Raw genomic sequence first — 24,380 nt, 5'->3', positions numbered from 1 at the left:
CTGCCGCCACCCGCGAAGCCAGCGCTCGCCGATGGCGCTTACGCCGCGCCGCCGTTCGCCCGCAATACTTGCCCGTTCACCCAGCCGCCATCCGGGCCAGCGAGGAACGACACGACCGCCGCGATCTCATCCGGCCGGCCAAGACGCTGCAGCGGCGGAATATTCGCGAAAGCCTGAATCTGCTCTTCGGTCTTGCCTTTATAAAACAGATCGGTTCCGATCGGGCCCGGCGCGACCGCATTCACCGTGATGTTGCGCCCGCGCAGTTCCTGCGAGTACACCCGCGTCAGCGCTTCCACCGCGCCTTTCGATGCGTTGTAGAGCGCATAGCCCGGCCGGTTCAGGCCGATCGACGTGCTCGAGAAATTGATGATGCGACCGCCTTCGGCCATCCGCGACCATGCTTCGCGCATCGTGTTGAACGTGCCACGCACGTTGGTATTCATCGTTTGCTCGAACGTTTCGTCGGTTGTGTCGTGCAGCGGCACGACTTTCATCACGCCCGCATTGTTGACGAGCACGTCGACCTTGCCCAGTTCCTTTTCGACCGTGTCAAACATGCGGCGCACATCGGCGGGATCCGCGACGTCTGCCTTCACGGCGATCGCCATCGTGCCTTCCTGACGAAGTTCCTTGACCAGCGCCTCAGCGTCGGTCGCGCTCGTTGCATAGTTGACGGCGATCGCGAATCCGTCAGTCGCGAGCCGCCATGCGACGGCTGCGCCGATGCCGCGCGCCGCGCCGGTGACGAGAGCAACTTTTTCGTTTTTGATCGCGTTCATGATTCGATTCCTCAAAACAGGGTGAGCAGATGAGGCGAATCATGAACGAAGTGTCCGCAGAGATAATCCTCAGCAGTTTGCCATTACAATTCCATTTACTTTAACAAAAGGGCGTAAACGAGCCGACGGAGCGAGGATATGGATCGGTTTCAGGAAATGCAGGTGTTTGTGCGGATCGCCGAACGGCAAAGCTTCACACGTGCATCGGACGACCTGCAGATTCCGCGGGCGACGGTCACGAACCTGATGAAGCGGATGGAAGAGCGGCTCGGCGCACGGCTGCTCGAGCGGACGACCCGTTCGGTGCGCCTGACGCACGATGGCGAAGCGTACTACGCACGATGCCTGCGACTGCTCGCGGACCTTGACGAAGCGGAAGGCTCGTTTCGCAATGTCGCGCCGAAGGGGATGTTGAGAGCGAACCTGCAAGGTACGCTCGCGCGCTTCTTCGTGATGCCGGCGCTACCGCGGTTTCTCAGCCGCTATCCAGGTATCGAACTGCATCTGGCCGAAGACGACCGCTTCGTCGATCTGGTGCGCGAAGGCGTCGATTGCGTGCTGCGCGCGGGCACGCTGCAAGATTCTTCGATGGTCGGGCGGCGCCTTGCGCGGCTCGAGCAGGTGACGGTCGCGAGCCCCGCGTATCTCGCCGCGCGCGGCGAGCCGCGCAGTCTCGACGAACTGCGCGCGCACCACGCGGTGAACTTCGTCTCGAGCGCAAGTGGCAATCCGATGCCGCTGGAGTTCACCGTCGACGGGCGGATGACGGAGATCCACGTCGGCGGGATCGTCGCGGTGACGTCCGCTGACCTGTACACGGGCGCGGCGCTCGCCGGCCTCGGCATGGTTCAGGTGCCGCGCTATCGGATTGCGGACGAACTCGCGCGCGGAGCGTTGAAAATCGTGCTGGCACAGCATGCGCCGCCGCCGATGCCCGTGACCGTGCTCTATCCGCAGAACCGGCAGTTATCGTCGCGCGTACGAGCGTTCGCGGACTGGCTGCGGGAAGTGTTCGAGACGGGCGAGCCCACCAGCGGAACATAACGCGCGCGGCTGGCGGGCAGTGGCTGTTCGCGCCGTCGCCGGTCGCCCGTCGGCAGGCCTATCTAGCGGTTCAGATGCGAGAGCGCGTCGCGCATCGGCTGGCTGGAAACGACGAGCGGCCCGGTCAACGGCGTATCGAGGTCGACGATCACGTACATCGCCGACGCAATCGATACCGCGCCAAGCGTGATCATCACGAGCGCGAGTGTGTTACGTGGCGCAATCAGCCCGAAGCTCAGGAAGATCACAAACAGCCAGAACGCGAGCATCGTCAGGAATGGCCGCGAGATCGAGCTGTGCGCTTCCTCGAGCAGCTTCCAGCGCGCAGCCATCAGCAGATCGAACTGATTCAGTATTTGCGCGAGCGCGCGCTGTTGCGCGGGGTCTTGCACGCGGAGGTTGCGTGCCTCGGTGGTCGCGGCATTGAGCATGTCGCCGAGTTCCACGCTTTCCAGTTCGTTGTACTCGGTCGACGGGAAGGCGCGCTTCGGATAGTAGTCGCCGGGCGGCGCGGGCTCACCGGGCCACGTCGACGCAATCGCCTCCGCCGTATAGACGCGCAATAGCGCACGCACGGGGTTCGCATCGCTGCCGTACTCGCGCAACGTCTGATCGAGCCTGATCAGATCCGACGCGTAGACCCGAAAGTCGTTGCCGACCGTGTCGAAGCTGCTCTTCGCCGACGCGGTCAGAAGGCCCAGCACCAGTGCCGCGAAGGTGACGAGCATGCCGATCACGAGTTGGATCAGCTGTACGGTTTCATGCGCCTTGTGTTCTTCGGGTAGCAGCGGCTTGACGAACCAGCCGATCGCGGTGCCGATGAGCAGCACGACGAATACGACCAGCGCTGACGTGATCTCCTGCATCCCACGGGCTCCGTTGCGCGAAATGCCGCGCCGGCATGCCAGGCCCCGGCAGGGTCGGTGCGGGCGCAATCAATCCGGCAATGTGCGCCGATCGGATGCCAGGCGCAATGCGTGTCTTCCTGAGCGCCCGGGCTCACCGCCCGTTTACGGCCGTGCCGCATAGAACTTCGCGACGCCGTCGATTTCTTCCGGCGTCATGTTGCGTGCGACGTTGCGCATCTGCTCGTTGATGTCGTTGCGACGTTGCCCGCTCGCGAAGAGCGTGAGCTGTCCCGCCAGATAAACCGACGACTGGCCGCCCAGCCACGGCGCCGCGCCTTTGCGGTCGCGCTCGCCATGACAGGCCGCGCACGGCGCGATATTGCGCATCGGGTCGCCCTCGTTGACAAGCCTGCGGATCGCGCGATCTTCGACGCCACCCGTTTGCGCCGGACCTGGCCGCGGCAGCGATGCATAGTATGCGGCGAGGTCGTGCAGGTCGCGATCGTTCAGGTTGCGGATGATCGGCGGCATGATCGAGTTCGGACGTTTGCCGCTCTGGTAGTCGCGCAGCTGCTTGTAGATCGCGTCCGCAAACTGGCCGGCGATCACCGGCGCGGTGACCATCACGACACCTTGCACGCCGTGGCACATCGAGCAGTTTTGCGCGAGCGTCGCGCCGCGGCCGATCGACACCGCATCGACCCTTGTGCGGCGCAGCGGCGGCAGCACGATCACGTTGCTGGGCGGCGGGCCTTCAATGTCGGGCGAGCCGCTAAACCACGACTGGGGCACGCCGGCTGCCCGGCAGATTTCGGCCCACAAGCCGTCGCGCGTGAAGTCCGGATGTCTCGACGGCAGCCAGATAAAGCCGATCAGTATCGACACGATCGCGATCGCGAGCGTGCAGCCGACGCTCAGCGTGAACCAGCGATTGCGGAAGCTGAAGACACGCTCTTCGCTCATCGCGATGCTCCTACCGCCACGGCGGGCACGGACGGCAGCACAAGCAACTGCGCGATCGGTACGCCGTAATTGACGACAGTCAGGCCGATCATCAGCGCGACCCACAGGCCGAAGCCGTTCAGCGCGGCCGGCACGCGCTGGACCGGATGCGCGGGCACGCTAAAGCCAAACGCCTTCGGTTCTTCAATAGGACCGAATTGCCCCTTCACGAGGATGTAGATAAACATCACGCCGGAAATCAGGAGGATGAGACCGCCGAATGCGGAGACCGCGACCCACACGGCCTGCGGTTCAATACCCGGCGCGCTGTAGTCGTAGTACGCCATCCGGCGCGGCGCGCCGAGAAGTCCGACGTAGTGCCAGGGAATCGTCACCACCATCATCCCGATGAACCACAGCCACAATTGCGTGCGGATCAGCCCGAGGTGGCCGAGCACGCGGCCGGTGAGCTGCGGCCAGAGTTCATACGCGATCGCGAAGTACATGATCACGATCGCGCCGCCGAAAATCAGATGGAAGTGGCCGGTGACCCACTGCGTGTTGTGCACCGATTCGTTCAACTGATAGCTCATGTTGATGAGCCCGCCGGCGCCGCCGAAGCCGAGCATGATGAACGAGAACGCGATCACGAGCATCATCGGGTTACGCCACGGCAGCGCCGCGAGCCAGCCGAATGCGCCTTTGCCGCCGCGCAGCCGGCCCGCGATTTCGACCGATGCGCAGATCGTGAATACGGTAAGCAGCGTCGGCACCGACACCATGCCGGTGAACACCGCATGCACGAACTTGAAGCCGGGGCCGACCTGCGGATCGGCGAACAGGTGGTGAATGCCGATCGGCATCGCGAACACGAGGAACAGCACAAACGATATGCGGGCCATCGAATCGCTGTACAACCGCCCGCCGATCGCGCGCGGCACCAGCGTGTAGTACGCGATATACGCGGGGATCAGCCAGAAATAGACGATCGCGTGCAGCGTCCACGAGAACAGCACGCGCGCGAGACCGGCGTCGATCGTCGACTTCAGGCCGAGCGCGACCGGCAGGATCTGAAACAGGACCTCGACCGCTGCGCCCACCGCGGTCCATGCCCACAGATACGCGCCGGCGACATTCGCGAACATCGCGAGCGGCACCGGCTGGCCGGGATTCGCGCGTTTCCACACGCGCAGGTTCACATGCATCAGCGCGACCCAGATCCACGAACCGACGACGACCAGCACGACGCCGATGTAGTAGAACACGTTGCCGACCATCGGCGGATAGAACGTGTACAGCACCGACGCACGGCCCATCGCGACCGGAATGGTGGCCGCCACGGCGCCGATCGCGAGCAGGATGAAGCCGGCCCAGCCCCACTTGAGACCGACCAGCGCCTGCTTCAACGCAAGCTCGACGATCGCATAACCGAAACCCATCGCGACCAGCGTCGGCATCACATAGGCCATCACGGTTCCGTGCTCGGTCACCGAACGGTAGTACAGCTCAGGGTTACCGAGCCACGGATGCAGCGGGCTACGCACCAGCATCTGCCACGCGCCGAGGAAGAGCGCGATGATGAACGCGATGAACGCGAGCCAGAAATGCGCAAGAACGAGTCTCCTAGCGTGCAACACAGCTGAGCCTCCGGTTTTGTCGTGCCTGCTCGAAGAAGGCGGCCTTGTCGATCACTTTCACATGGGCCCACATCGTCTGATGGCCGAAGCCGCAGAACTCGTGGCACGGCATCAGGTGCTCGCCAGGTTTGTCGAAGCGCGTCTTCATGGTCGCCACATAGCCGGGGACGACCATCGTATTGATGTTCGTGTCGGAGACGAGCAGACCGTGCACAACGTCCGCGCTCGTCGTGCGCAGCGTGATTGGCGTGTCGGTCGGCACCAGCAGGCATTGCGGCGTGAACGAGTATTGCTGCGCGATGAAGCGCACGATGACCGAGCCGTCCGGCTCGACCGCGCTGCCAAGATTGCTCTCGACGAATTCGCCGGAGATTTGCAGACGCGTCGGATCGATGGTCTCGACGCGCGACGGCGGCATGATGGCCCAATGCAGGCCGGTAAACACCACAACGACGAGCATGAATACGATGATCGCGCCGGCGAACCAGGCCCAGCGCCGCTCCGCGCGTTCCTCGACCGTGTGATTACCCTGATGACCGGAAGGTTGGCTCGACATGGTTAGCGTTACTGGATGACGCCGCGAGGCAGGAATACGAGAAAGTAGAAGCCGATCCAGATCGCCAGCACGATGAGCGCGGCGACACCGGCCAGCGCGATCGCGCCGCGCGGTCCGGCGGCGATGATGCGCTCGACGTCTTCGTCGGAAGCGCCGGCGCTGGAGGGTTCGTTGACATCCATCTGCATGATCTCCCGATGCAAGGGTTCGGTACGGCAGCCATGCGCATACGACGGCCGACGCAAGCGCGTGTCAGCCGACGCATGCGGCGTTTACGCCGCCGCACCGTGCACGTTCAGTGCAGCGGCGCGTTACGCAACTCGTTGACCTCTTTCGGGGTCACCGGTAGCCCATGATTGCCCCACGCGGTGCGAATAAAGGTGACCACCGCGGCCGCATCCGCGTCGTTCAGTTCCTGTGCGAAGGGCGGCATGCCGTAGGGTTCGGGGTTGCGTTGCGTGCCAGGCGGAAAGCCGCCGTTCAGCACGATACGAATCGGGTTGACCGCCGAGTCCATCTCGATCGACTGGTTGCCCGCGAGCGGCGGGTAGTGCTGCAACTGACCTTCGCCGTTCGCGCCGTGGCACATCGCGCATTTGTCCGCGTAGATCTGCTGGCCTCTTGCGAATACCTTCGGATCGGCCTTCGCCGATGGACCGGTCTTGCGGCCCGGATCGCTGTCCGGCAGCGACTTCAGGTAGACGGCCATCGCCTTCACGTCGTCGTCCGTCAGGTACTGCAGGCTGTGGTATGTCACTTCGGCCATCGGTCCGTACACGGCGCCGCGATCCGAGATGCCTGCCTGCAGCAGATCGACGATGTCCTTGATGCTCCAGTCGCCGAGGCCGCCGTCCTTGTCCGACGTGAGCGATGGCGCGTACCAGTTCTGCACCGGAATCAACCCGCCCGCGAACTGTTTGTCGCGCGACGAGCCGCCGAGCATGTTGATCTTCGTGTGGCACATCGTGCAGTGGCCGAGGCCTTCGACCAGATACGCGCCGCGGTTCCATTCGACCGAACGCGTCGGGTCCGGCTTGAACTCGCCTTCGCGGAAATACAGTGAGCGCCAGCCAAGCAGCAGATCGCGATGGTTGAACGGGAAGCGCAAGTCGTGCGGCCGGTTCGGCTGGCGCACGGGCGGCACCGACATCAGATACGCGAAGATTGCATCGGAATCCTCGCGCGTGACTTTGGTGTATTGCGCGATCGGCATCGCCGGATAGATCAGCTTGCCGTCGGGCGCTTTGCCGGTACGCATCATGTTGAAGAAGGCGTCCGCGCTCCAGCTGCCGATTCCATATTGGACATCCGGCGAGATGTTCGGCGAGTACAGGGTGCCGAACGGCGTTTCCATCGCGAGGCCGCCACCGAACTCCTTGCCGCGCGGCGCGGTGTGGCAGGCAATGCAGTCGCCCGCGCGCGCGAGGTACTCGCCGCGGATCACGATTTCCGGACGCGTGTCCGGCGTGCCTGCGGCTTTTCCGCTAGAGGCGGCGTCGGCGGCTTGCGCCAGGGTGACGAACGGCACATGCCCGATGCTTGCCGCACACGCGAGGGTCGCGGCGCTGAGGACGATGCGGAGCGCGAATGAGATCGGCTTCATTCCGGTTGACTCCCGCATGCCATCGGCAGCCGGCCGGTCTGCTTCGGCGCAGGGGTTGGGTCGGCCGGCCGCGGCTGCCGCGCGAGCCAGCTCGAGACCGCGGTGATGTCGCGGTCGGTCAGCTTGATGGCGATCGCATGCATGCAGTCGGGGGCAATCGCGTGACGTGTGCCGGAGCGCCATGTACCCATTTGCCCCGCGATATAGCTCGCGTGCAAGCCCAGCAGGCCGGGAATACCGGGCTGCGTGCCGGTGAGCCGCGCACCGTGGCAGGCTGCGCACGCAGGCAGCTTGCGCGATGGATCGCCTTGCGTCACCAGTTTCTTGCCGTAGTCGAGCACGGCCGCGGGGACGGGTTGCGTGTCCGGGTTCGGGTACGGCGGCTGCAGCGCGGCGAAGTATTCTGCGATCTTGTGCAGATAAGGGTCGGGCAGATACGCGAGCAGATAACCCATCGGCGGATACGTGCGGCCGCCGTCGCGAAACGCGATCAACTGGTTGAACAGGTAGTCGGCCGGTTTGCCGGCGATCCGAGGAAAGTAATCGTTGTTGCGGCCCTGGCCCTGGACGCCGTGACACGTGGTGCACGCATGCATCCGCTGGTCCATTGCCGATGGCATCGACGCCGACGGACTTGCGGTGGCCGCCGCGCTGCCCGTTTCCGCCGCGCTAGCCGGAAAGGCCGCGTCCGCCAGCACGAGGCACAGGAAAAGCACGACCGACAAGCCGACAGTTCCGCGACGCACGACAAGCCTCGTAGGTGGTTAGGGTGGGTTTTTGGACCGCTTATCGTTGTTGCCCTTGCACGAACCCCGCTACTGCGGGTGACCTGCTACTGCGAGTCCGCTCATCATACGTGTCATCGTTCACGCTTTCAACGAAGGTATCTTGATCTGGATCGAAGGCCCGATTGCTTTTTATCCGGTGCCGTCATGCACCTGACATGTTGGTATTCCTCTCCATGTTCAGGTAAGCAGTCGCGCAAATGCGGCGCGCGCATGGGTCACGCGCTCGCTTTCACCGAGGCGTGCGGGCAGCAGATGGAATTCGACCGAGGGGAGCGGGGGCAAGCCGATGTTCGCTGCGCATGGCACGAGGCCGGCACCGAGCGACGATTCATTCAGACATGACATACCGAGCCCCGCCTTCAACGCGAGCTGCAGGCCCGCGACTCCCGACGCCGAATGCGAGATCACATACGGCACCTTGCGTTCATCCAGCAATTTGACGACGAAGCGCTGCAACTGGCAGCTCGACGGCAATAGCACGAGGCGATAGGGCGGTGGCGTGCGGGCCGGCAGGCGGGTTGGCTCATGCGGGGACGCGCGCGGATCCGCGTCCGCACTCGTGACCCATAGGAGCTTCTCGCGCCGTACGACTGTGCTGGCTGTGCGTGCGGCGCTTGCCGCCGCGCGCCGGTTGTCGGACGTGACGATGCGCAGCGACAAGCCGATATCGAAGGCGGCATCGTCAACCGCGCCGCTGTCGATCACTGCGCTAGGCAGCACGGTCACATGGAGCCTCAGGCGCGGATGCTGCTCGGAAAACGTCTTTAGCACACGGGTGATGTCGTGCGGGCGATAGTAGTCAGTGATCGCGACACGCAACTCGCCGTCGAGCGAGCGGCCCTGCAAGTCGTCGAACGCCGCCTCGCTCATCGCGAGGATGCGTCGCGCGTGCTCGAGCAGCCGTGCGCCCGCCGGCGTCGCGGTCACTCCGAGCTTGCCGCGCAGAAAGAGCGGCTGCCCGGCGCGTTCCTCGAGTTTCTTCAACTGCTCGCTGACCGACGACTGCGACAGAAATACCCGCTCCGCACCCGCCGACACGCTGCCGGCTTCGGCGACCGCGACGAAGGTTCGCAACTGGTTCAGATCGAATCCGCGTTGGCTCATGGTGATGGCTCGCGAAAGCGAGCGCGCGCACCCGCCGATGTTTCGGAATTTCCGATGGATGACATTCAATATTCCCGCTTTTCCGATGGATGGTCGCGCCGTACGATCGCCGCTGTCAATGCTTTTTGCGGAGATTGCGATGCGGCGCGAAACAGGTCTGACGCTCGGTGCACGTGCGATGGACCATCGGTGGAAAGTATTGGGTGTGGGCTTTGCCGCAAACGCGAGCTTCGCGGCCGCGTTCTCCGGCATCCCCGCGACCGCGGTATTCCTGCGTGGCGACTATCACCTCGCCAATGCGGGGCTGGGTCTCGTACTGGGCATGCTCGGATTGGGCATCGCGCTTGGCGAGCTGCCGTGGGGCATGCTGACCGACCGGTGGGGCGATCGGCGCGTGCTGCTGCTTGGGCTTGCGACGACCGGCGCGGCATTGGCCGCGATGGCCGGGTTAGCGGTGCCGCGCGGCGCTGATGTGCCGGGTGTCGTCGCACTTGCAAGCGGCTTGCTTGCCGTCGGATTACTGGGGGGCAGCGTCAACGGTTCGAGCGGACGTGCGGTGATGGCGTGGTTTGCCGAAGGCGAGCGTGGTCTCGCGATGAGCATCCGGCAGACCGCGGTACCCGCAGGCGGCGGACTTGGCGCGTTGATGTTGCCTGGTTTGGCATCGCATGGGGGGTTTGCGAGCGTATTTGGCGTGCTGGCGTTGTTGTGTGCGGTAACCGCTGTGTTTGCGTGGCGCTGGTTGCGCGAGCCGCCGTGGTTGAGCGCGCCGGCGACGGGCCATGGGTTCCCGAACTGCGCGTGCGTCGCGTCGTGTCGCGCGGTCTCACCGCTGCGTGACCTGGGTATGTGGCGCGTCGCGCTCGGCATCGGTGTGCTGTGCGTGCCGCAGCTTGCCGTTGTGACGTTCGCGGCGGTCTTCCTGCATGACTTCGCTCGCGCGAACCTGGTAACGATCAGCGGGACACTGGCGACGGTGCAAGCCGGCGCTGCGGTGGCGCGCATCTGGAGCGGCCGCTGGACCGATCGTCGCGGCAACCGGCGTGCTTACCTTCGTACGTGCAGTCTCATCACGGCGCTGCTGTTTGCGCTGGTCGCGATTGCCGTGGCCACGATGACGGGTGGCGGCTCGCAGGGCGCGGCGCACAGCCTCGCGCTGGCAGGGATGCTCGCGGTGGCCGGCCTGTGCGCGTCCGCGTGGCACGGCGTCGCGTACACCGAACTCGCGACGCTCGCCGGCACTCACCGGGCCGGCACCGCGCTCGCGATGGGTAATACCTGCGCGTTCATGACACTGTTTGTCACACCGCTGACGATTCCGCTGCTGCTATCAGCGGGATCATGGGCTGCTGTGTGGGCGGTGGCGAGCGTGTGTGCACTGGTGGCACTGCCGGTTTTCCCGCGTGCGCATTCGCCGGTGCGGGAGAATGCGGCGCGAGCCTGAGCGCCGCGAGCGCGTGCCTCGCTTGAGCGTACGCTTGCGGCAGTTTGTCAGAACCGGTAGCCGATGCCTGCCTGGATCATGTCCGCGTCGAGGCTCGTACGCGTGACCACACGGTTCCACGTGATTCTAGTGAGCCAGTGCTTGCTCAGACGATAACTCGCGGAAAGGGATACCAGTCCCGATATCGTCCCTTTGATGCCTGCCGAGCCGGGCTGGTTGAACACATCGATCGCGTAGTAAGCGCCTGCTCCGGCCGCGAGTGTCAGACGCTCGTTGAAGAACGCGCGCGTGAGCCATAGCTGCGACGCGAGCCCATTGCGCCGCACCGCTGCAGGGAGGTTCTCGTGCATGTACGTCGCAGTCCAATCGACGTACTTGAAGATGCCTCGCCGATACTCGACGCTTGTCGAAAAGCCCGATTCCGAATCGAGACTGTTCTTGATCGTCTCGCCCGCGAGCACGGTGAACTCGTTGTTGGTCACGCGGTCATTGCGCGCCATCGGCCGGTCGCGCGGTCCCGGCTCGTCGGGGGCGTCGAGCTGATAGCCGATGCCGAACAGGATGCCCGTCGTGTTCGGGCCGCCGTTGATCTGCACCCGGTTCAGTTGCACCTGCATGATCCAGCGATGCGATGTGTAATACGCGGCGCGCACGCTCATCAATGCGCCCCAGCCGTGGTCGTTCATGAAACCGTTCGGGCCGCTCGACACCGTATCGGAATATCGATAAGGGCCGACGCCGGCCGATAGCACGAAGCGCCGTTCCGTGAGCGGCAGGCGGCCCCACAACTGGATGCTCTGGCCATCGCGATGATGATCGGGCAGGTGCCCCTCGTTGAGCCATGTGATGCCGAGTGCCGCGTACTTGCCCAGCCCCTCGTGATAGTCGAACGCCCACGAGTACGTGTGCGAACCCGCGCCAGTCAGCGCTCCACCGAATAGCGCGAACTCCTGTGCACTCGCGCGCTGCGTATGGCAGGCGCCGGCCACCGTTAGCAGTGTGGCCAGAAGGCGAAACCCTCCGGCGCGTGATGCGCGGCCGGTCAACCGAATTTCAGATACGCAAGGATCGGTTGGCATCGAACATGACACCGGTGCTTCCTCCCGAACAGTAAATGAAAGAAAAACAAGGCATTCGGAAGTGTTGTCTGATTTAACAATCCTTTAAATAAGATATTCCTGAAATTGCGTCGCTAATTGCCAATACTTTGCCATACCGGGCTCTGGCATGCAGAGTCGCTCTCAGTCTGGAATCGTTTCGACTGAGGGAGTGATAAGAATGGACAAGACGATGAGTCATTGCGCCCGATTTTCTTGGGGGATTGGACGAAGGTGACGGATTGTTTCAGAATAATCACCGAGAATTTTCAGACGTTCCTTCAAGGAAAAATGAAACTTGGGACTCTGAAATTAAATTGGTTAACTTGGTAATCCTTATCGGTTATTTTATTGGTTTCTTTCGAATCCTTGACGATTCGGAGCTCTCCGATTCTCATTTTGTACGCGTGATGTTTTGATTTCGATTCCCGCACGCCTTTTGCGGCTCCTACTGGCTTTCAAGCATCATCGGTCGCAAGCGCCTTTGGCCGAAAGTCCAGCAGGCCGCCATGTCGAACCCCCCGGTCGCGATGCGATTGCGAACGGGGGCGTCAGGAACACAAACAACAAACAAATACCGAGGGAGCATCCGTGAATCTACGAGTCATTCTGGCGGACGACCATCCGTTCGTTCTGCTCGGCATCGAGGCCACGCTTGCTGAGCACGGTGACGTATGCGTCGTCGGTCAGGCAACGAGTCCATCGTCACTGTTCGAGGTGATGCACGCCACCGCGTGCGATGTGCTCGTCACCGATCTGGCCATGCCGAACGAATCGGGCGATGCCGAAGACGGTCTGCGTCTTATCCGGCGCATCCGCAGCAGTTGGCCGCAGGTGCGCATTGTGGTGCTGACGAGCCTCACGAATACCGCGATTCTGCGTTCGATCATGGCGGCTGGCGTACTTGGCATGCTCAACAAGATCGAATCGATGGACGAACTGGCGGCCGCGATTCGCGCGGCGGGCGCGGGGCGCTCGCATGTCAGCCGTTCAGTGCTCGAGGCACTGTCCGCGGCGAGTGGCGAGACGCCGCGCATGTCGTCAATGCGCGATCTGTCGCCCCGTCAGACCGAGGTGCTGCGGATGTTCGTGCGCGGCCATTCCATTTCCGAGATCGCACAGCATCTCGGCCGCGACGTGCGCACGGTCAGCCGGCAAAAGCGCGATGCGATGGCAAAGCTTGGCGTGAGCAACGACCCGGGGCTGTTCGCTTTTGTGCGTGCACATGGTCTTACGTGACTGCGTCCCGATTGCCGATCGAATGTGTTTTTGCGTTTTCTCTTTGCTATTTCGGAGCAATCTTATGTCTGTCTGGCGATAAGTGTTCAATTCTCGCCGGGTACAGCCATCGCTCCTCAAATTGGCCTTAGGACACAGATCAAAAGGAGCTTTTTCAATGAATGCCAGGAACGACATCACGGCGTCAGTTCGAACGATCATTGCCGACGATCATCCGCTCGTGCTACTGGCGATCGAGAATCTGATGTCGACGTACCCCAACATGGAAATCGTGGGACGCGCGACAGATTCTTCTCAGTTGTTCGCCGAAGCGGGGCGAGTGTCGTGCGATCTGGTTGTCATGGATCTGTATATGCCTGGCGGCTCATTCGGCGACGGTCTCGACATGGTTCGCGAGTTCCGGGCGCGTTTCCCGGAAGTTGTGCTCGTGGTCCTGACAATGGAAACCGAGGCCGAGGCATTGCAGAAAGTCATCGCGCTTGGCGTTGGCGCGGTCGTCAGCAAGCGTGACCGGATCGACCTGATCCATGTCGCGATCATTACCGCGCTCGCGCATGAGTGCTATCTCGGCCCTGCGATTCGCACGCTGCTTGCGGATGCGACGATTGCGCGCCGGCTTGACTACGTCAGGCAGATGCTGTCACGGCGCGAGCTCGAAGTTCTCACGCAATACGCGTCGGGACTCGGCGTCACGGAGATCGCGGTCAGGCTTGGCCGCAGCGTGAAGACGATCAGTGCGCAGAAGTGCACGGCGATGCGCAAGCTGTCATTGCACAGCGATGCGGATCTCTTCAGATTCGCGGTCGAGCACGGCGTCATACCCGGCGAACGCGTCGAACACGGCGTCGTACCGGGCGAGCGGCCGTAAGCCGACATGGCTCGCACACACAGGTTGTCGCACATGCATGCTCACTGTTCGCCGGGCCGCTCGAGCCGGGCTGCCAGACAGTGAGCGACACGCGGCACGGCGCGACGCAGGCATAACAGGTGGTGCAGGTCCCGGGGAAGCACGTCGTGCGGGGACTGCCCAACGGTCACAGAAGAAAAAGATGAATCAGACTATCCGGATTATCGTCGCGGATGACCACAGCAGCATACGTGTGGGCGTGAGTCATCTGCTCGACAGCGTTGCCTATATGTCGGTGGTGGGCGTCGCGTCGAATACGCTCGCACTGGCGGAACTGCTCGATACCTGTCCGTGCGACCTGATCGTATCGGACATCGGCATGCCGGGCATCGACGGCGAAAGCAATGCAATCCTGTTTCTGCGGCGCGTGCTGCGCTTCATGCCGGACGTGCCGATCGTCATTCTGACGATGATCCATCAGCCGAGGACGCTAGCCGGGCTTCTGCATATGGGCGTCGCGGCGATCGTCGACAAACGCGATGCAGCCGCTTCGCTGATCGCGGCCATCGATGCGGCTTATGCGGGCCGCCGTTTTCTCTCCCGATGCGCGCAGCAGGCAATTGGCGACGCCGGCGCTCCACAGCCGGGCGCCGCGGTGTTGAGCCCACGCGAGTGGGAAGTGTTCAGGCTGTACGCACAGGGCATGACGATCCAGCAGATCGCCGTGCGACTCGCGCGCAGCGGCAAGACGATCAGTACGCAGAAGCGCAATGCGATGCGCAAGCTCGGGCTCGAAAGTGAAACCAGTCTGATTGCGTATGCGCGACAGATCGGCCTGACTTGATGCCTGAAGCAGCGATCGTCCAGCAACGGGTCGTGCACGTTGTGCGTTTCGCTTATTTAAGAGTAGTCCGATTAACCTGACCCGACATCAATTCGACAATTTGCGGTCGCGCTCGGCCCATGGCCGGGCATGCCGCGCCCAGGAATCATTCGTCATGCACAACGACGTGCGAGTGGCGCAACTCTGAAGGTCCGCCGTTGCCGGCCGGCCTTCGTCGACACGTGACGCATGGACGGAAATCGCAATGGCAAGCCTGGGTAAACGGTTGGTGGTCGAAGGTGCCGGTACGGCCTGGGTGGTGTTCATCGGTTGCGGCAGCGCGGTACTGAATGCGGGCGCGGTGCAGCAGGGTTGGGGCGTACTGGAAGTCCCTTTTGCGTTTGGGCTCGCGCTGGCGACGGCGATGGCGGCACTCGGTCACATGTCGGGTGCGCACTTCAATCCCGCGGTGACGGTCGGCTTTGCGACCGCGCAGCGTTTTCCTGTACGCGACCTGCTGCCCTACATCGCCGCGCAACTCGTCGGCGCACTGGTGGGCGCTGCGCTGCTTGCCTATGTCGCGAGCGGCCGGCCAGGCTTCGATCTGAGCGCAAGCGCATTTGGTGCGAACGGTTACGACGATCATTCGCCGTCTGACTATCGGCTTCATGCGGCGCTTGCCGTCGAATTCGCGATGTCGTTTGTATTTGTCTTCGTGAATCTGGCGATGTCTGCCCGGAAGGCATCGACGGCCTATGCGCCGTTCGTGATCGGCGCGTGCCTCACACTGATCTATCTGATTGCGACACCGGTCACCAACGCATCGGTCAACCCGGCGCGCTCGACTGCCGCGGCGCTGTTCGTCGGCGATTGGGCGCTCGATCAGTTGTGGCTCTTCTGGGCTGCACCGATGGCGGGCGGACTGCTCGCGGGTTTGGCGTACCCGCTTATATGCAGCGAAGCCGTCAACGCGGTCGACGGGCGCGGGGCTGCCGGCGAGCCACGCGATTTCCGCTGATGCGCGGCCGAATTTGCACCGTGGGCACCGTGCGCACCATGAAAGACAACGGCAATGACGCGCGCGCCTCGCGCTACCGCGCGGCCGGCCGGCCACTGCGGCGCGGGTTGCTGCGCGCGCTCATTCTGCTGGCCGCGCTCGCGGTGTGTCGAGCGCTGTTCGCTTCTCCTGCGGTGCCTGAACCGGCGTCTTCTTCCGATGTGCGTACCGCACATTCCCTCCCGCGCAAGCTGACCATCGGCGTGCTCGCCAACGGCTGGTCGCCGTTCGAAGCGTTCGACAATGGCGAACTGAGCGGATTGAGCGTTGAATACTTGCGCGCGCTCGCCGGCCCCGGCGTCGAATTCGACGTGAAAACGTTCGCGGACATGCCGCAATTGCTGGCTGCGGCTTGCGCCAATCAGGTCGATGTGCTGATGAGCATCGCCCGCACGCCGGAACGCGAACATTGCGTGGCGTTCACCGCACCGTATTTCGACGCGTCGACGTCCGTGGTCACGCGTTCAGACGACATGGACGCGGCGCAACGTCTGCAAAGCGGCGATATGCGGGTCGCAGTCGAACGGGGCTTCCTGCTCGATAACCTGCTGCGCGAGCGTTTTCCGCGTGCGCAAATCGATGCGTTCGACGACACGTCAGAGGCATTGCATGCGGTTGAACGCGGCGATGCCGATGTCTATTTCGGGTACACGCCGTCCGTCCAGTTTTACCTGGCGTCGCGCGAATTCGGTGCGCTCAAGGTGGCGTTCGAAGAGCGGCGTCGCAACAGCGAGCTACGCTTTGCGGTGCCGCGCAGCCAGACTGCCTGGCGCAACGAGCTCAATCGTGCGTTGAGCGCGTTGCCGCCGCAGCGGGCCGCGGCGATTCGTACGCGCTGGATCGCGGGCGCCCAGCGGCAGCACGCCGCCTCCGCCGCGTCGGGCGGCGAAATGCGCCCGAGCGGCAATCCGACGGTGACCGCGTTGCGTCTATTGCCGCTACTGATCGGCATCGGCGTCACGCTGCTTGTCACGTTGCGTGCTTACTCGATGCTGCAGCGGGAAGTGCGGCGACGCGAGCAGACCGAGCGCGAACTTGCCGCGCAGTTGAACTTCCAGCAGACGATGATGGAGATGGTGCCGTATCCGCTCGTCGCGAAGGACCTCGAAGGCTGCTATATCGCCGTCAATCAGGCGTTTGAGCGGCTGACGGGTTTGAGTCGCGCATCGGTGATCGGCCGCGTGAGCGCCGAGGTGCAAGCATGGGGTACACAGAACAGCGTGAACCTCGAGCGTCTGACACAGCGTTCGCTAACGACCGGCGAGCGCGCGGAAGCCGAACTGCAGTTCTCCGACCACGCGGGCCAGATTCGTCGTGGAGTGTTTTCGGTCTGTATCTGCCAGGGCGTGGACGGTGCGCCGTCAAGCGTGCTCGGCACGCTCGTCGACATTACCGATATTCGTCGCGCCGAAATGCTCGCACGCGAAACCGAACGGCGCCTGTTCGACGTGACGCGTTCGCTGCCCGCCGTGGTGTTCCAGTTGCGGCGCGCGCCCGACGGCGTGTATTCGTTCCCGTATATCGGCGGCGATACGAAGGTCTGGCTCGGGCGCGACAGCGGCACGCTGATGCGCGGCGGCGCGGTGAGCTTCGGGCGTGTCTGTCCTCAGGACCGGCCGCATCTGATGGCCGCGCTCGAACGTTCGGCCAGTAGCGAAGAACCGGTCCATCTCGAGTTCCGGATGCAAAGCGTCGACGATGCGCGATGGGTGCGCGCGGAAGTCGTGCCGCGGCGCGAAGCGGATGGGGGTACGGTCTGGAGCGGGTATTGGGTCGACGCAAGCGCGGAGCGGCTGCGTTCGGACGAACTCGCGCGCGCCCGCGATCTCGCCGAAGCCGCGTCGCGCGCGAAAGACGACTTCCTCGCGATGATGAGCCACGAGATCCGCACGCCGATGAACGGCGTGCTGGGGCTGGTCGAAGTGCTGGAGCGCACGCGCCTCGACGCGGACCAGGGCGAGATGCTGCGGATGATCCACGAATCGGCGGGTGCGCTGCTGCAGATTCTCGACGACTTGCTCGACTATTCGAAGATCGAGGCAGGACGTCTGACGATCGAATCCGAGCCGCTCGATTTGCGCGATCTGGTCGACACGGCAGTCGGCCTGCTGGCCGCTCGGGCACATGAAAAGGGACTCAAGGTACGCGTCGACGTCGAACCGGAGGTGGCGGCGGTGGTGCGTGGCGATAGCGTGCGCCTGCGGCAGATTCTCTTCAATCTGCTGGGCAACGCGATCAAATTCACCCCGTCCGGTGAAGTGGACGTGCAGGTGGCGGTCGTGCACAACACCGACGTGGGACAGACCATCCGGATGACCGTCGAAGATACCGGCATCGGCATCGCGCCCGAAGTGCAGGCGCGCCTGTTCGAGCCGTTCGTGCAGGCGGAAACGTCGACCACGCGACGTTTCGGTGGCACGGGCCTTGGGCTTACGATCTGCCGTAAGCTGGTCGATCTGATGGGCGGCACGCTCGAGTTGCAGAGCACACCGGACGTCGGTACGCGGATGACACTGCAACTGCTGATGCCGGTTGATATGCCGGGCTATACGGCGGGCGGCTTGCGCGGCAAGCGCGGCCTTGTCGCGGTGGCCGACGCGCGGGTCCAGCAGGCGCTGCTGCATTTCGGCGCGGCGCTTGGTCTCGAACTGCGCGGCCTCGCGCCCGACGCACCGGAGCTGCGCGACCCACAGGTGCTTTCGACGGTCGACCTCGTGTTCATCGCGGACGGTTTCGACCTGACGACGCACGATCTACCGCATTCGCGCCTGATTCGCCTCACCGAGAAACCGAAGCCGACCGGCTACCGGATCATCGATGATAGGGTGCGGGTCAGCATCAACCCGATTTCGTGGCGCGGCCTTGGCGCCGCTTGTGCCGCCGCGCTGACCGGCCTCGCGCCGAAGCGCCCGCGGGCGCGCGGCGCGCAGGTCGCGCAAGTCATGCCGCTCGATCGTGAGCGCGCGATCGCCAGCGGCCGGCTCGTGCTGGTTGCCGAAGACCATCCGGTGAACCAGGAGCTGATTCGCCATCAACTGGCGTTGCTCGGCTGCGCGTGCGATGTGGTGAATGATGGTGCGGAGGCTCTACACGCGCTGGAGCGAGCGAGCTACGGTTTGCTGATTACCGATTGTCACATGCCGAATCTTTCGGGATACGAACTGTCACGTCGTGTGCGCGGGAGGGAAGCGGGTGGCACGGCTCACCTGCCGATCATCGGTATCACCGCGAATACCGCGCCCGAGGACCTGAAAGCATGCCGCGATGCCGGCATGGACGATTGCCTGATCAAACCGACCCGGCTCGCGACACTGCGCGAGCACCTGAGTCGCTGGTTCGCGGCGGATAGTCATCGTCAGCCGGCGCAGGACGGGTCTCATCCGGATGCTCGTTGGCTGTCGCACGACGCATCGCGGGCTGACGTCGGCTACGAGCGGCCCGCGTCGTCGTCTGACAGCCGTGATGCGGACGGTCCTTTCGTACCGGTCGACCTCGCGCATCTGACGCGGATCTGGGGCAGCGAATCGACCGTGAAAGCGTTGCTCGATTCGTTTGTGTCGTCGGTGCGCGACGATGTGCGTGCGTTGCCGCCGCTGCTCGAGGAACCCGACGTCGACCAATTGCGCGCGTGGCACCATCGCGTCTCGGGTGCGGTCGGCGTGTTGCAATATCCGCCGCTGTTCAGCGTGCTCGAAGATTATCGCCGAGGCATGACAGGCAGCGAGCCCGAACGGTTACGCACCGAAGGCCTTGCGCTCGTGCGCAAGTGCAACGCGATGCTCGACGGTATCGAAGGTCAAGCGGCTCTGCTGCCGTAGCGGTGTGCCGCGCAAACGTCGCGGTGTTGCCATGTGCGTGTCTTCGAATTCAACTAGTATGGGTTCGCAATATACCGATAAAGAATTCGGAGATAACCATGATTGCAATTCGTAAGTTGAGAATGGCTGCGATGTTGCTTACGCTGGTTTCATGTGTCGCATGGGCGGATACCGTCGAGTTGAAAGCGGATCTCGAACCTTCTAGCGAGGTGCCGCCGCGCGTAAGCCACGGTCACGGCGCATTGGACGCGACCTTCGATACCGCGACGAAGTCGCTGCAGTGGACGGTGACGTACGAAGGCCTGTCCGGGCCCGCGACCGCTGCGCACTTCCACGGTCCCGCTCCGGTCGGCCAGAACGCGGGCATCGTGATACCGATCGACAAGAAGGCGCTGCCGAGTCCGATCAAAGGTTCGGCGACGCTGACCGAACAGCAGGTGACGGACCTGATGGCCGGGCAGTGGTACTTCAACGTTCACACGGCGCAGAATCCGATGGGTGAGATTCGCGGCCAGGTGATGCCCGCGAACTGAGCAGACACGGCATCACTTGCATCACGACGCGGCCGGCATGCGATCTTCGTCTGCCGGCTTTTTGCTTCGTCTGACTGACGGATTCCGTTTACTGGCCGCCCCCGCGCGAACCCACGTACCATGTGTCGATGATCGTCGACGGAGCGTGTTCCGATGAGTTGGCAAAGCGCGTTGGCGTGCTGGTTCCTGCGCCGGCAGTATCTGCCGCATACGCGGCGCCCGGAGATCAGCGCCGAACATGCACGAGCATTGACCGCAAAGCGCGTCTGGTCGCCGCGTGTGCCTGTTGGCTGGCAACTGCGCGAGCAGTATCGCGACAGCGATTGGCCGCTGCACGGTGAATGGCTCGATCCGGACCACGCCGCCGGTTCGGCGCGCATACCGACCATCCTGTACTTGCATGGTGGCGGCTACTACTTCTGTTCGCCGCGTACGCATCGCGCCGTCTCGTTCGGCCTCGCGACCCGCACCGGCGCACGCCTTTTCTCGCTCGACTACCGGCGCGCGCCCGAGCATCGCTTCCCGGCCGCACTCGACGATACGCTTGCCGCGTATCGTCGCCTGATCGCGGCGGGCGCGCAGCCTCAGTCGCTCGTGCTCGCGGGCGACTCCGCTGGCGGTGGCCTGGCGCTCGCGACGCTGGTCGCGCTGCGTGACGCGGGGGAGCCGCTCCCCGCCGGCGCGCTGCTGTTCTCGCCGTGGACCGATCTTGCCGCGACGGGCGCGTCGATCACCACAAACGACGGGGCCGATCCGATGTTCTGCGGCGCTTCGATTGGGCGCGCGGCAAAACTGTATCTAGGGGACGCGCCCGCGACGCATCCGCACGCATCGCCGCTCTACGCGGACTTGCGGAACCTGCCGCCGCTATTTATCCAGGCCGGCAGCACCGAGGTGCTGCTCGACGACGCACGCCGCGTTGCCGAGCGAGCGACGCAGGCGGGTGTCCCGGTCGAGTTCGAGGTATGGCCGAAGATGCCGCACGCGTGGCAATTGTGGGTGCCGTTCCTGCCGGAAGCCGGACGCGCGCTCGACGATGCCGCGCACTTCGTGCGGCGCGTCACGTCGGTGCGTGAGGACGCCTAGCGATCGAGGCGACATCGATGGCCAGATAGGCGGCCTGCACCGCGTCGGACCCGTAGTGCCGCTCGAGCCGTCGTACGGTGAAGTGGCCGTGCGCGACCTGCTGAAAGTGATCCATGAACACGGTATTGACCATCGCGCCGAGCACGGCGCCGATGGCCGGAATCGATTTTGCCGCGACCTGCTCGCTGACCTGCACCGAAAAGCGCGACGCAATCGTGCTCAAAAGACGCAGCAGTGCCGCCGATCCATGCGACGTGAACCCCTTCGCCGCGATCTCCGACGACGCCTTCGACACCGCCTGTGCGAGCGCGCCGCGCATGATGAAGTAACCGTAGTCGGCATCGTCGTCGGCTTTCGAGGTGCCGCCCATACCGAGCACGGTCAGGCATTGCAGCTGCGTGTCGATCGATGCGAGATCTTCACCTTCGCTGCGCGCGATATCGCAGATCGAGCGGAACATCAGCGTCGTCGTGACCGGCAGCTCGACTGGTAGTGCGAGCAGGCCGAACGCGCCGCCCGCGGCGCCGGTCGTCGCGACGGCGAACTTGTGCAGCAGGTTGCTGGGCTTGTCGTGAACCGCTAGCGGCGCCGCGCGACCCATGGTGCGCAGCGCGATTTGCAGGCACTTGCGCAATGCCGCTTGTGTCGCGTCGTTCACCTTTTCATTCGCGGCAGCCGGCATGCGCGCGATCAGCTTCTCCAGCGGCGCGCCGACGATGCTCGCAAGCTTCATCGTGAGCGCCGGGCTTTCGAGCTCGTGTTTCGCGCGCCGCAGTGCATCCAGGTGATCGGGCGACAGCGTGGGTCCTTCAGACGAAATCGGGTCCATGAAACTCCTCAAGCTACTCAAAGACGGCGCAACGACAGCCAAGCGACGGCTGCATGTCATGTTCGCGTTGTGTCACCGGCAGGTTGCAGCAAGGTTAGAGCCCGGCGCCATGGTATGATTCCATATCGTTGACTCGTCAACTGTTGCGCCAACAAAAATGGCTGTTCACACCGCCGCTCACCATTCGAGTGGGCAAGTTTTACCGTTCCGGGAGTCGCTACTGGCGATGCTCGGCGTTTCCTTTGTTTCGATGCTGGTCGCGCTCGACCAGACCGTGGTCGGCACCGCGCTGCCGACCATCGTCGCCGAGCTGCGAGGCTTCGAGTTGTACGCATGGGTCGCGACCGCGTATCTGCTGACCTCGGTTATTACCGTGCCGATCTTCGGCCGCCTGGGCGACTACTACGGACGCAAGCCGTTCGTGATCGCGTCGATCATCGTGTTTACCGCCGCGTCGGTGTTGTGTGGCGCCGCGAACAGCATGCTGTTCCTGGTCGTCGCGCGCGGCTTGCAGGGCATTGGCGGCGGCATGCTGGTCGGCACCGCGTTCGCATGCATTCCCGATCTCTTTCCCGATTCGGTCGTACGCCTACGCTGGCAGGTGCTGATGAGCACCGCGTTCGGCATCGCGAACGCGATCGGGCCGTCGCTTGGCGGCTTCCTCACGCAGTATTGCGGCTGGCGTTCCGTGTTTTACGTGAACCTGCCGGTCGGCCTGATTTCGTTGTTCTTTGTATGGCGCTATTTGCCGCACCTGCGGCATGTCGTGCATAAGAGCAAGATGCGGCTCGACTGGCCGGGCGCGTTGCTGATCGCGCTCGCGCTCGGCAGCTTGCAACTATTCGTCGAGATGTTGCCGAAGCATGGCTTTAACGCTTCGTCAGCCGGGCTGCTGGCGGTCAGCGTCGCGTCTTCGTATGCGCTGTGGCAATGGGAAAAGCGTTTTCCGCAAGCGATTCTTCCTGCCGACATGTTCCAGAACCGAAGTCTGAACGCGCTTTTCGTGCTTGCGATCCTGGCCGGTTTCTCGATGTTCTCGATTCTCTTCTACGCGCCGCTGCTGTTCCAGGGCGGTTTCGGGATGTCGCCGAACGAAGCGGGGCTTGTGATCACACCGCTGGTCGTGTTCATTACGATCGGCAGCATCGTGAATGGGCGAATCGTTTCGCGTGTGCGCAATCCCAATCTGATGCTCTATATAGGCTTTGTACTGTTGACACTCGCGTGTCTCGGCGCAGCGATCTCGACGCGTACGATGCCTCGCGGACTGCTGATGATGCTGATGGTGCTCGCGGGTTTGGGGTTGGGGTTCGTGCTGCCGAACCTGACAATCTTCGCGCAGCAGACGGCGGGCCGCGAGCACTTCGGTATTGCGACTGCGCTGTTGCAGTCGCTGCGGATGATCGGCGGGATGCTCGGCACGGCGATCACCGGTACGCTCGTCACGCAGATGTATTCGCGGGGCGTGCGCAGCGCGCTCGAGCGCGATCACGCGGGCCACTGGTACACGCACCTCGGTGACCCGCAGATCCTGATCGATCATGGTGCACAGGTGGATCTGCTCGATCAGCTGGCGCGCGCGGGCCATAACGGCGCGGTATTGCTCGAAGCGGCGCGGACCTCGCTGGTCGGCGCGATCCATATGGGTCTTGCCATTGCGACGCTGGTTGCGCTCGTGTCGATCTGGCGGACCCGCAGCGTGCCGCCGGTCAGGCTCACGCGCAAACTCGAAACGACCGTCGCCGCGGATTGATAGACTGCGCGACGAATCGAATTCATTGGTTGAAACGTAGGACGGGATAGCAACCCCATGGACGAACAGGACCGGATCGCGATTCTTCATCAGTTTGGCCGCACGTATCGCGCGTTCATGTCGGCGTTCGAAGCGCAAGTCGGCCATCCGATGCCGCGCTGGCGGATTCTGCTCGCGTTGTACGAGCAGGACGGCGAGTCCTCGCAAAAGCGTCTGGTCGAGCGGTTGCGCGTCGATCCGGGCGCGCTTACGCGACAGTTGAAGTCGCTGGAAGCGCTCGGCTGGATCGAGCGCAGCATGGACGAGCGCGACAATCGCGTGACGAACGTACGGCTCGCGGGTGACGGCCGCTTGGCGATCGAAGCGAGTCTGCCGAGCCGCAATGCGTTCCTGCACGAGACGATGGCGGGGTTGCCGCAGGACGCGCTCGAGGCGTTGTCGAGCGCGTTGGGAATGCTTGAAGCGCGCATCGCCGAGGTGGCGGCGGGGCTGCCGGCGCGAGTGGCGGCAGCCGAACGCTGACGTGCTGAATGGTGCGCATGGCTGAACG

The 24,380-nt window shown here is 63.6% G+C and carries 22 protein-coding genes; 11 read left to right on the top strand and 11 right to left on the bottom strand.

What is annotated here, in order from left to right; genetic code table 11:
• Positions 1 to 38 precede the first annotated feature (38 nt).
• Entirely contained in the window at positions 39 to 782 is a 744-nt protein-coding gene (locus HV796_RS16025) for an SDR family oxidoreductase (RefSeq protein WP_175227482.1), read from the bottom strand.
• A 138-nt stretch (positions 783 to 920) separates the two neighbouring features.
• Between HV796_RS16025 and HV796_RS16020 the strand changes: the two genes are divergently transcribed.
• Positions 921 to 1,826 carry a LysR family transcriptional regulator gene (locus tag HV796_RS16020; RefSeq protein WP_175227481.1) on the top strand — a complete coding sequence of 302 codons (906 nt, stop codon included), beginning with the start codon at positions 921 to 923 and terminating at the stop codon, positions 1,824 to 1,826.
• Between the two features lie 62 nt (positions 1,827 to 1,888).
• Here HV796_RS16020 and HV796_RS16015 read toward each other — a convergent pair whose 3' ends face one another.
• The 8 genes from HV796_RS16015 to HV796_RS15980 all read right to left on the bottom strand — a co-directional run bounded on the left by HV796_RS16015 (position 1,889) and on the right by HV796_RS15980 (position 9,304).
• Positions 1,889 to 2,692 carry a bestrophin-like domain gene (locus HV796_RS16015; protein WP_175227480.1) on the bottom strand — a complete coding sequence of 268 codons (804 nt, stop codon included), beginning with the start codon at positions 2,690 to 2,692 and terminating at the stop codon, positions 1,889 to 1,891.
• A gap of 144 nt (positions 2,693 to 2,836) precedes the next feature.
• On the bottom strand, positions 2,837 to 3,637 hold the full coding sequence (locus HV796_RS16010) for a c-type cytochrome (RefSeq protein WP_175227479.1): 801 nt from the start codon (positions 3,635 to 3,637) through the stop codon (positions 2,837 to 2,839).
• Positions 3,634 to 5,253 (bottom strand): b(o/a)3-type cytochrome-c oxidase subunit 1, encoded by a 1,620-nt coding sequence (locus tag HV796_RS16005; protein ID WP_175227478.1) that lies wholly within the window; start codon positions 5,251 to 5,253, stop codon positions 3,634 to 3,636. The genes HV796_RS16010 and HV796_RS16005 overlap by 4 nt, the downstream gene beginning before the upstream one ends.
• Entirely contained in the window at positions 5,240 to 5,809 is a 570-nt protein-coding gene (locus HV796_RS16000; protein ID WP_175227477.1) for a cupredoxin domain-containing protein, read from the bottom strand. The genes HV796_RS16005 and HV796_RS16000 overlap by 14 nt, the downstream gene beginning before the upstream one ends.
• Positions 5,810 to 5,817: 8 nt before the next feature.
• Positions 5,818 to 5,991 carry a hypothetical protein gene (locus HV796_RS15995; RefSeq protein ID WP_175227476.1) on the bottom strand — a complete coding sequence of 58 codons (174 nt, stop codon included), beginning with the start codon at positions 5,989 to 5,991 and terminating at the stop codon, positions 5,818 to 5,820.
• 113 nt (positions 5,992 to 6,104) lie between these two features.
• Positions 6,105 to 7,412, bottom strand: a complete 1,308-nt coding sequence (locus HV796_RS15990; protein WP_246355887.1) for a c-type cytochrome — start codon at positions 7,410 to 7,412, stop codon at positions 6,105 to 6,107.
• Positions 7,409 to 8,032: a c-type cytochrome gene (locus HV796_RS15985; RefSeq protein ID WP_175227499.1), complete on the bottom strand. Its 624-nt coding sequence runs from the start codon at positions 8,030 to 8,032 to the stop codon at positions 7,409 to 7,411. The genes HV796_RS15990 and HV796_RS15985 overlap by 4 nt, the downstream gene beginning before the upstream one ends.
• 345 nt (positions 8,033 to 8,377) lie before the next feature.
• Entirely contained in the window at positions 8,378 to 9,304 is a 927-nt protein-coding gene (locus HV796_RS15980) for a LysR family transcriptional regulator (protein ID WP_175227474.1), read from the bottom strand.
• Positions 9,305 to 9,443: 139 nt separating this feature from the next.
• Here HV796_RS15980 and HV796_RS15975 point away from each other — a divergent pair, with 139 nt between their 5' ends.
• A complete protein-coding gene (locus HV796_RS15975) occupies positions 9,444 to 10,748 on the top strand; it encodes an MFS transporter (protein WP_175227473.1) in 1,305 nt (434 codons plus the stop codon).
• 47 nt (positions 10,749 to 10,795) lie between these two features.
• Here the strand turns inward: HV796_RS15975 and HV796_RS15970 are convergent, their stop codons facing one another.
• On the bottom strand, positions 10,796 to 11,827 hold the full coding sequence (locus HV796_RS15970; RefSeq protein ID WP_377691753.1) for a hypothetical protein: 1,032 nt from the start codon (positions 11,825 to 11,827) through the stop codon (positions 10,796 to 10,798).
• A 624-nt stretch (positions 11,828 to 12,451) separates the two neighbouring features.
• Between HV796_RS15970 and HV796_RS15965 the strand changes: the two genes are divergently transcribed.
• The 7 genes from HV796_RS15965 (at position 12,452) to HV796_RS15935 (ending at position 21,248) form a co-directional block, all read left to right on the top strand.
• Positions 12,452 to 13,084 (top strand): response regulator, encoded by a 633-nt coding sequence (locus HV796_RS15965; protein ID WP_175227497.1) that lies wholly within the window; start codon positions 12,452 to 12,454, stop codon positions 13,082 to 13,084.
• A 157-nt stretch (positions 13,085 to 13,241) separates the two neighbouring features.
• Positions 13,242 to 13,952: a response regulator gene (locus HV796_RS15960; RefSeq protein WP_175227472.1), complete on the top strand. Its 711-nt coding sequence runs from the start codon at positions 13,242 to 13,244 to the stop codon at positions 13,950 to 13,952.
• A 181-nt stretch (positions 13,953 to 14,133) separates the two neighbouring features.
• A complete protein-coding gene (locus HV796_RS15955; RefSeq protein ID WP_175227471.1) occupies positions 14,134 to 14,775 on the top strand; it encodes a response regulator in 642 nt (213 codons plus the stop codon).
• A gap of 244 nt (positions 14,776 to 15,019) precedes the next feature.
• On the top strand, positions 15,020 to 15,772 hold the full coding sequence (gene aqpZ, locus HV796_RS15950; protein ID WP_175227470.1) for an aquaporin Z: 753 nt from the start codon (positions 15,020 to 15,022) through the stop codon (positions 15,770 to 15,772).
• A 38-nt stretch (positions 15,773 to 15,810) separates the two neighbouring features.
• Positions 15,811 to 19,629 carry an ATP-binding protein gene (locus tag HV796_RS15945; RefSeq protein WP_175227469.1) on the top strand — a complete coding sequence of 1,273 codons (3,819 nt, stop codon included), beginning with the start codon at positions 15,811 to 15,813 and terminating at the stop codon, positions 19,627 to 19,629.
• Between the two features lie 98 nt (positions 19,630 to 19,727).
• Positions 19,728 to 20,162: a CHRD domain-containing protein gene (locus tag HV796_RS15940; protein WP_175227468.1), complete on the top strand. Its 435-nt coding sequence runs from the start codon at positions 19,728 to 19,730 to the stop codon at positions 20,160 to 20,162.
• A gap of 153 nt (positions 20,163 to 20,315) precedes the next feature.
• A complete protein-coding gene (locus tag HV796_RS15935) occupies positions 20,316 to 21,248 on the top strand; it encodes an alpha/beta hydrolase (protein ID WP_175227467.1) in 933 nt (310 codons plus the stop codon).
• Here the strand turns inward: HV796_RS15935 and HV796_RS15930 are convergent.
• Positions 21,223 to 22,077 (bottom strand): EcsC family protein, encoded by an 855-nt coding sequence (locus tag HV796_RS15930; RefSeq protein WP_175227466.1) that lies wholly within the window; start codon positions 22,075 to 22,077, stop codon positions 21,223 to 21,225. The two genes, HV796_RS15935 and HV796_RS15930, sit on opposite strands and share 26 nt — an antisense overlap.
• 157 nt (positions 22,078 to 22,234) lie before the next feature.
• Between HV796_RS15930 and HV796_RS15925 the strand changes: the two genes are divergently transcribed.
• Both HV796_RS15925 and HV796_RS15920 read left to right on the top strand, forming a co-directional pair.
• Positions 22,235 to 23,830: an MDR family MFS transporter gene (locus HV796_RS15925; protein ID WP_175227465.1), complete on the top strand. Its 1,596-nt coding sequence runs from the start codon at positions 22,235 to 22,237 to the stop codon at positions 23,828 to 23,830.
• 57 nt (positions 23,831 to 23,887) lie between these two features.
• Positions 23,888 to 24,352 carry a MarR family winged helix-turn-helix transcriptional regulator gene (locus HV796_RS15920; protein WP_175227464.1) on the top strand — a complete coding sequence of 155 codons (465 nt, stop codon included), beginning with the start codon at positions 23,888 to 23,890 and terminating at the stop codon, positions 24,350 to 24,352.
• Positions 24,353 to 24,380: the final 28 nt, after the last annotated feature.

Source organism: Paraburkholderia humisilvae (genome assembly GCF_902859855.1).
GTDB classification, from domain to species: Bacteria; Pseudomonadota; Gammaproteobacteria; order Burkholderiales; family Burkholderiaceae; genus Paraburkholderia; species Paraburkholderia humisilvae.
Note: the sequence above shows the minus strand (reverse complement) of the source record. Positions and strands in the feature narration are given on the sequence as shown.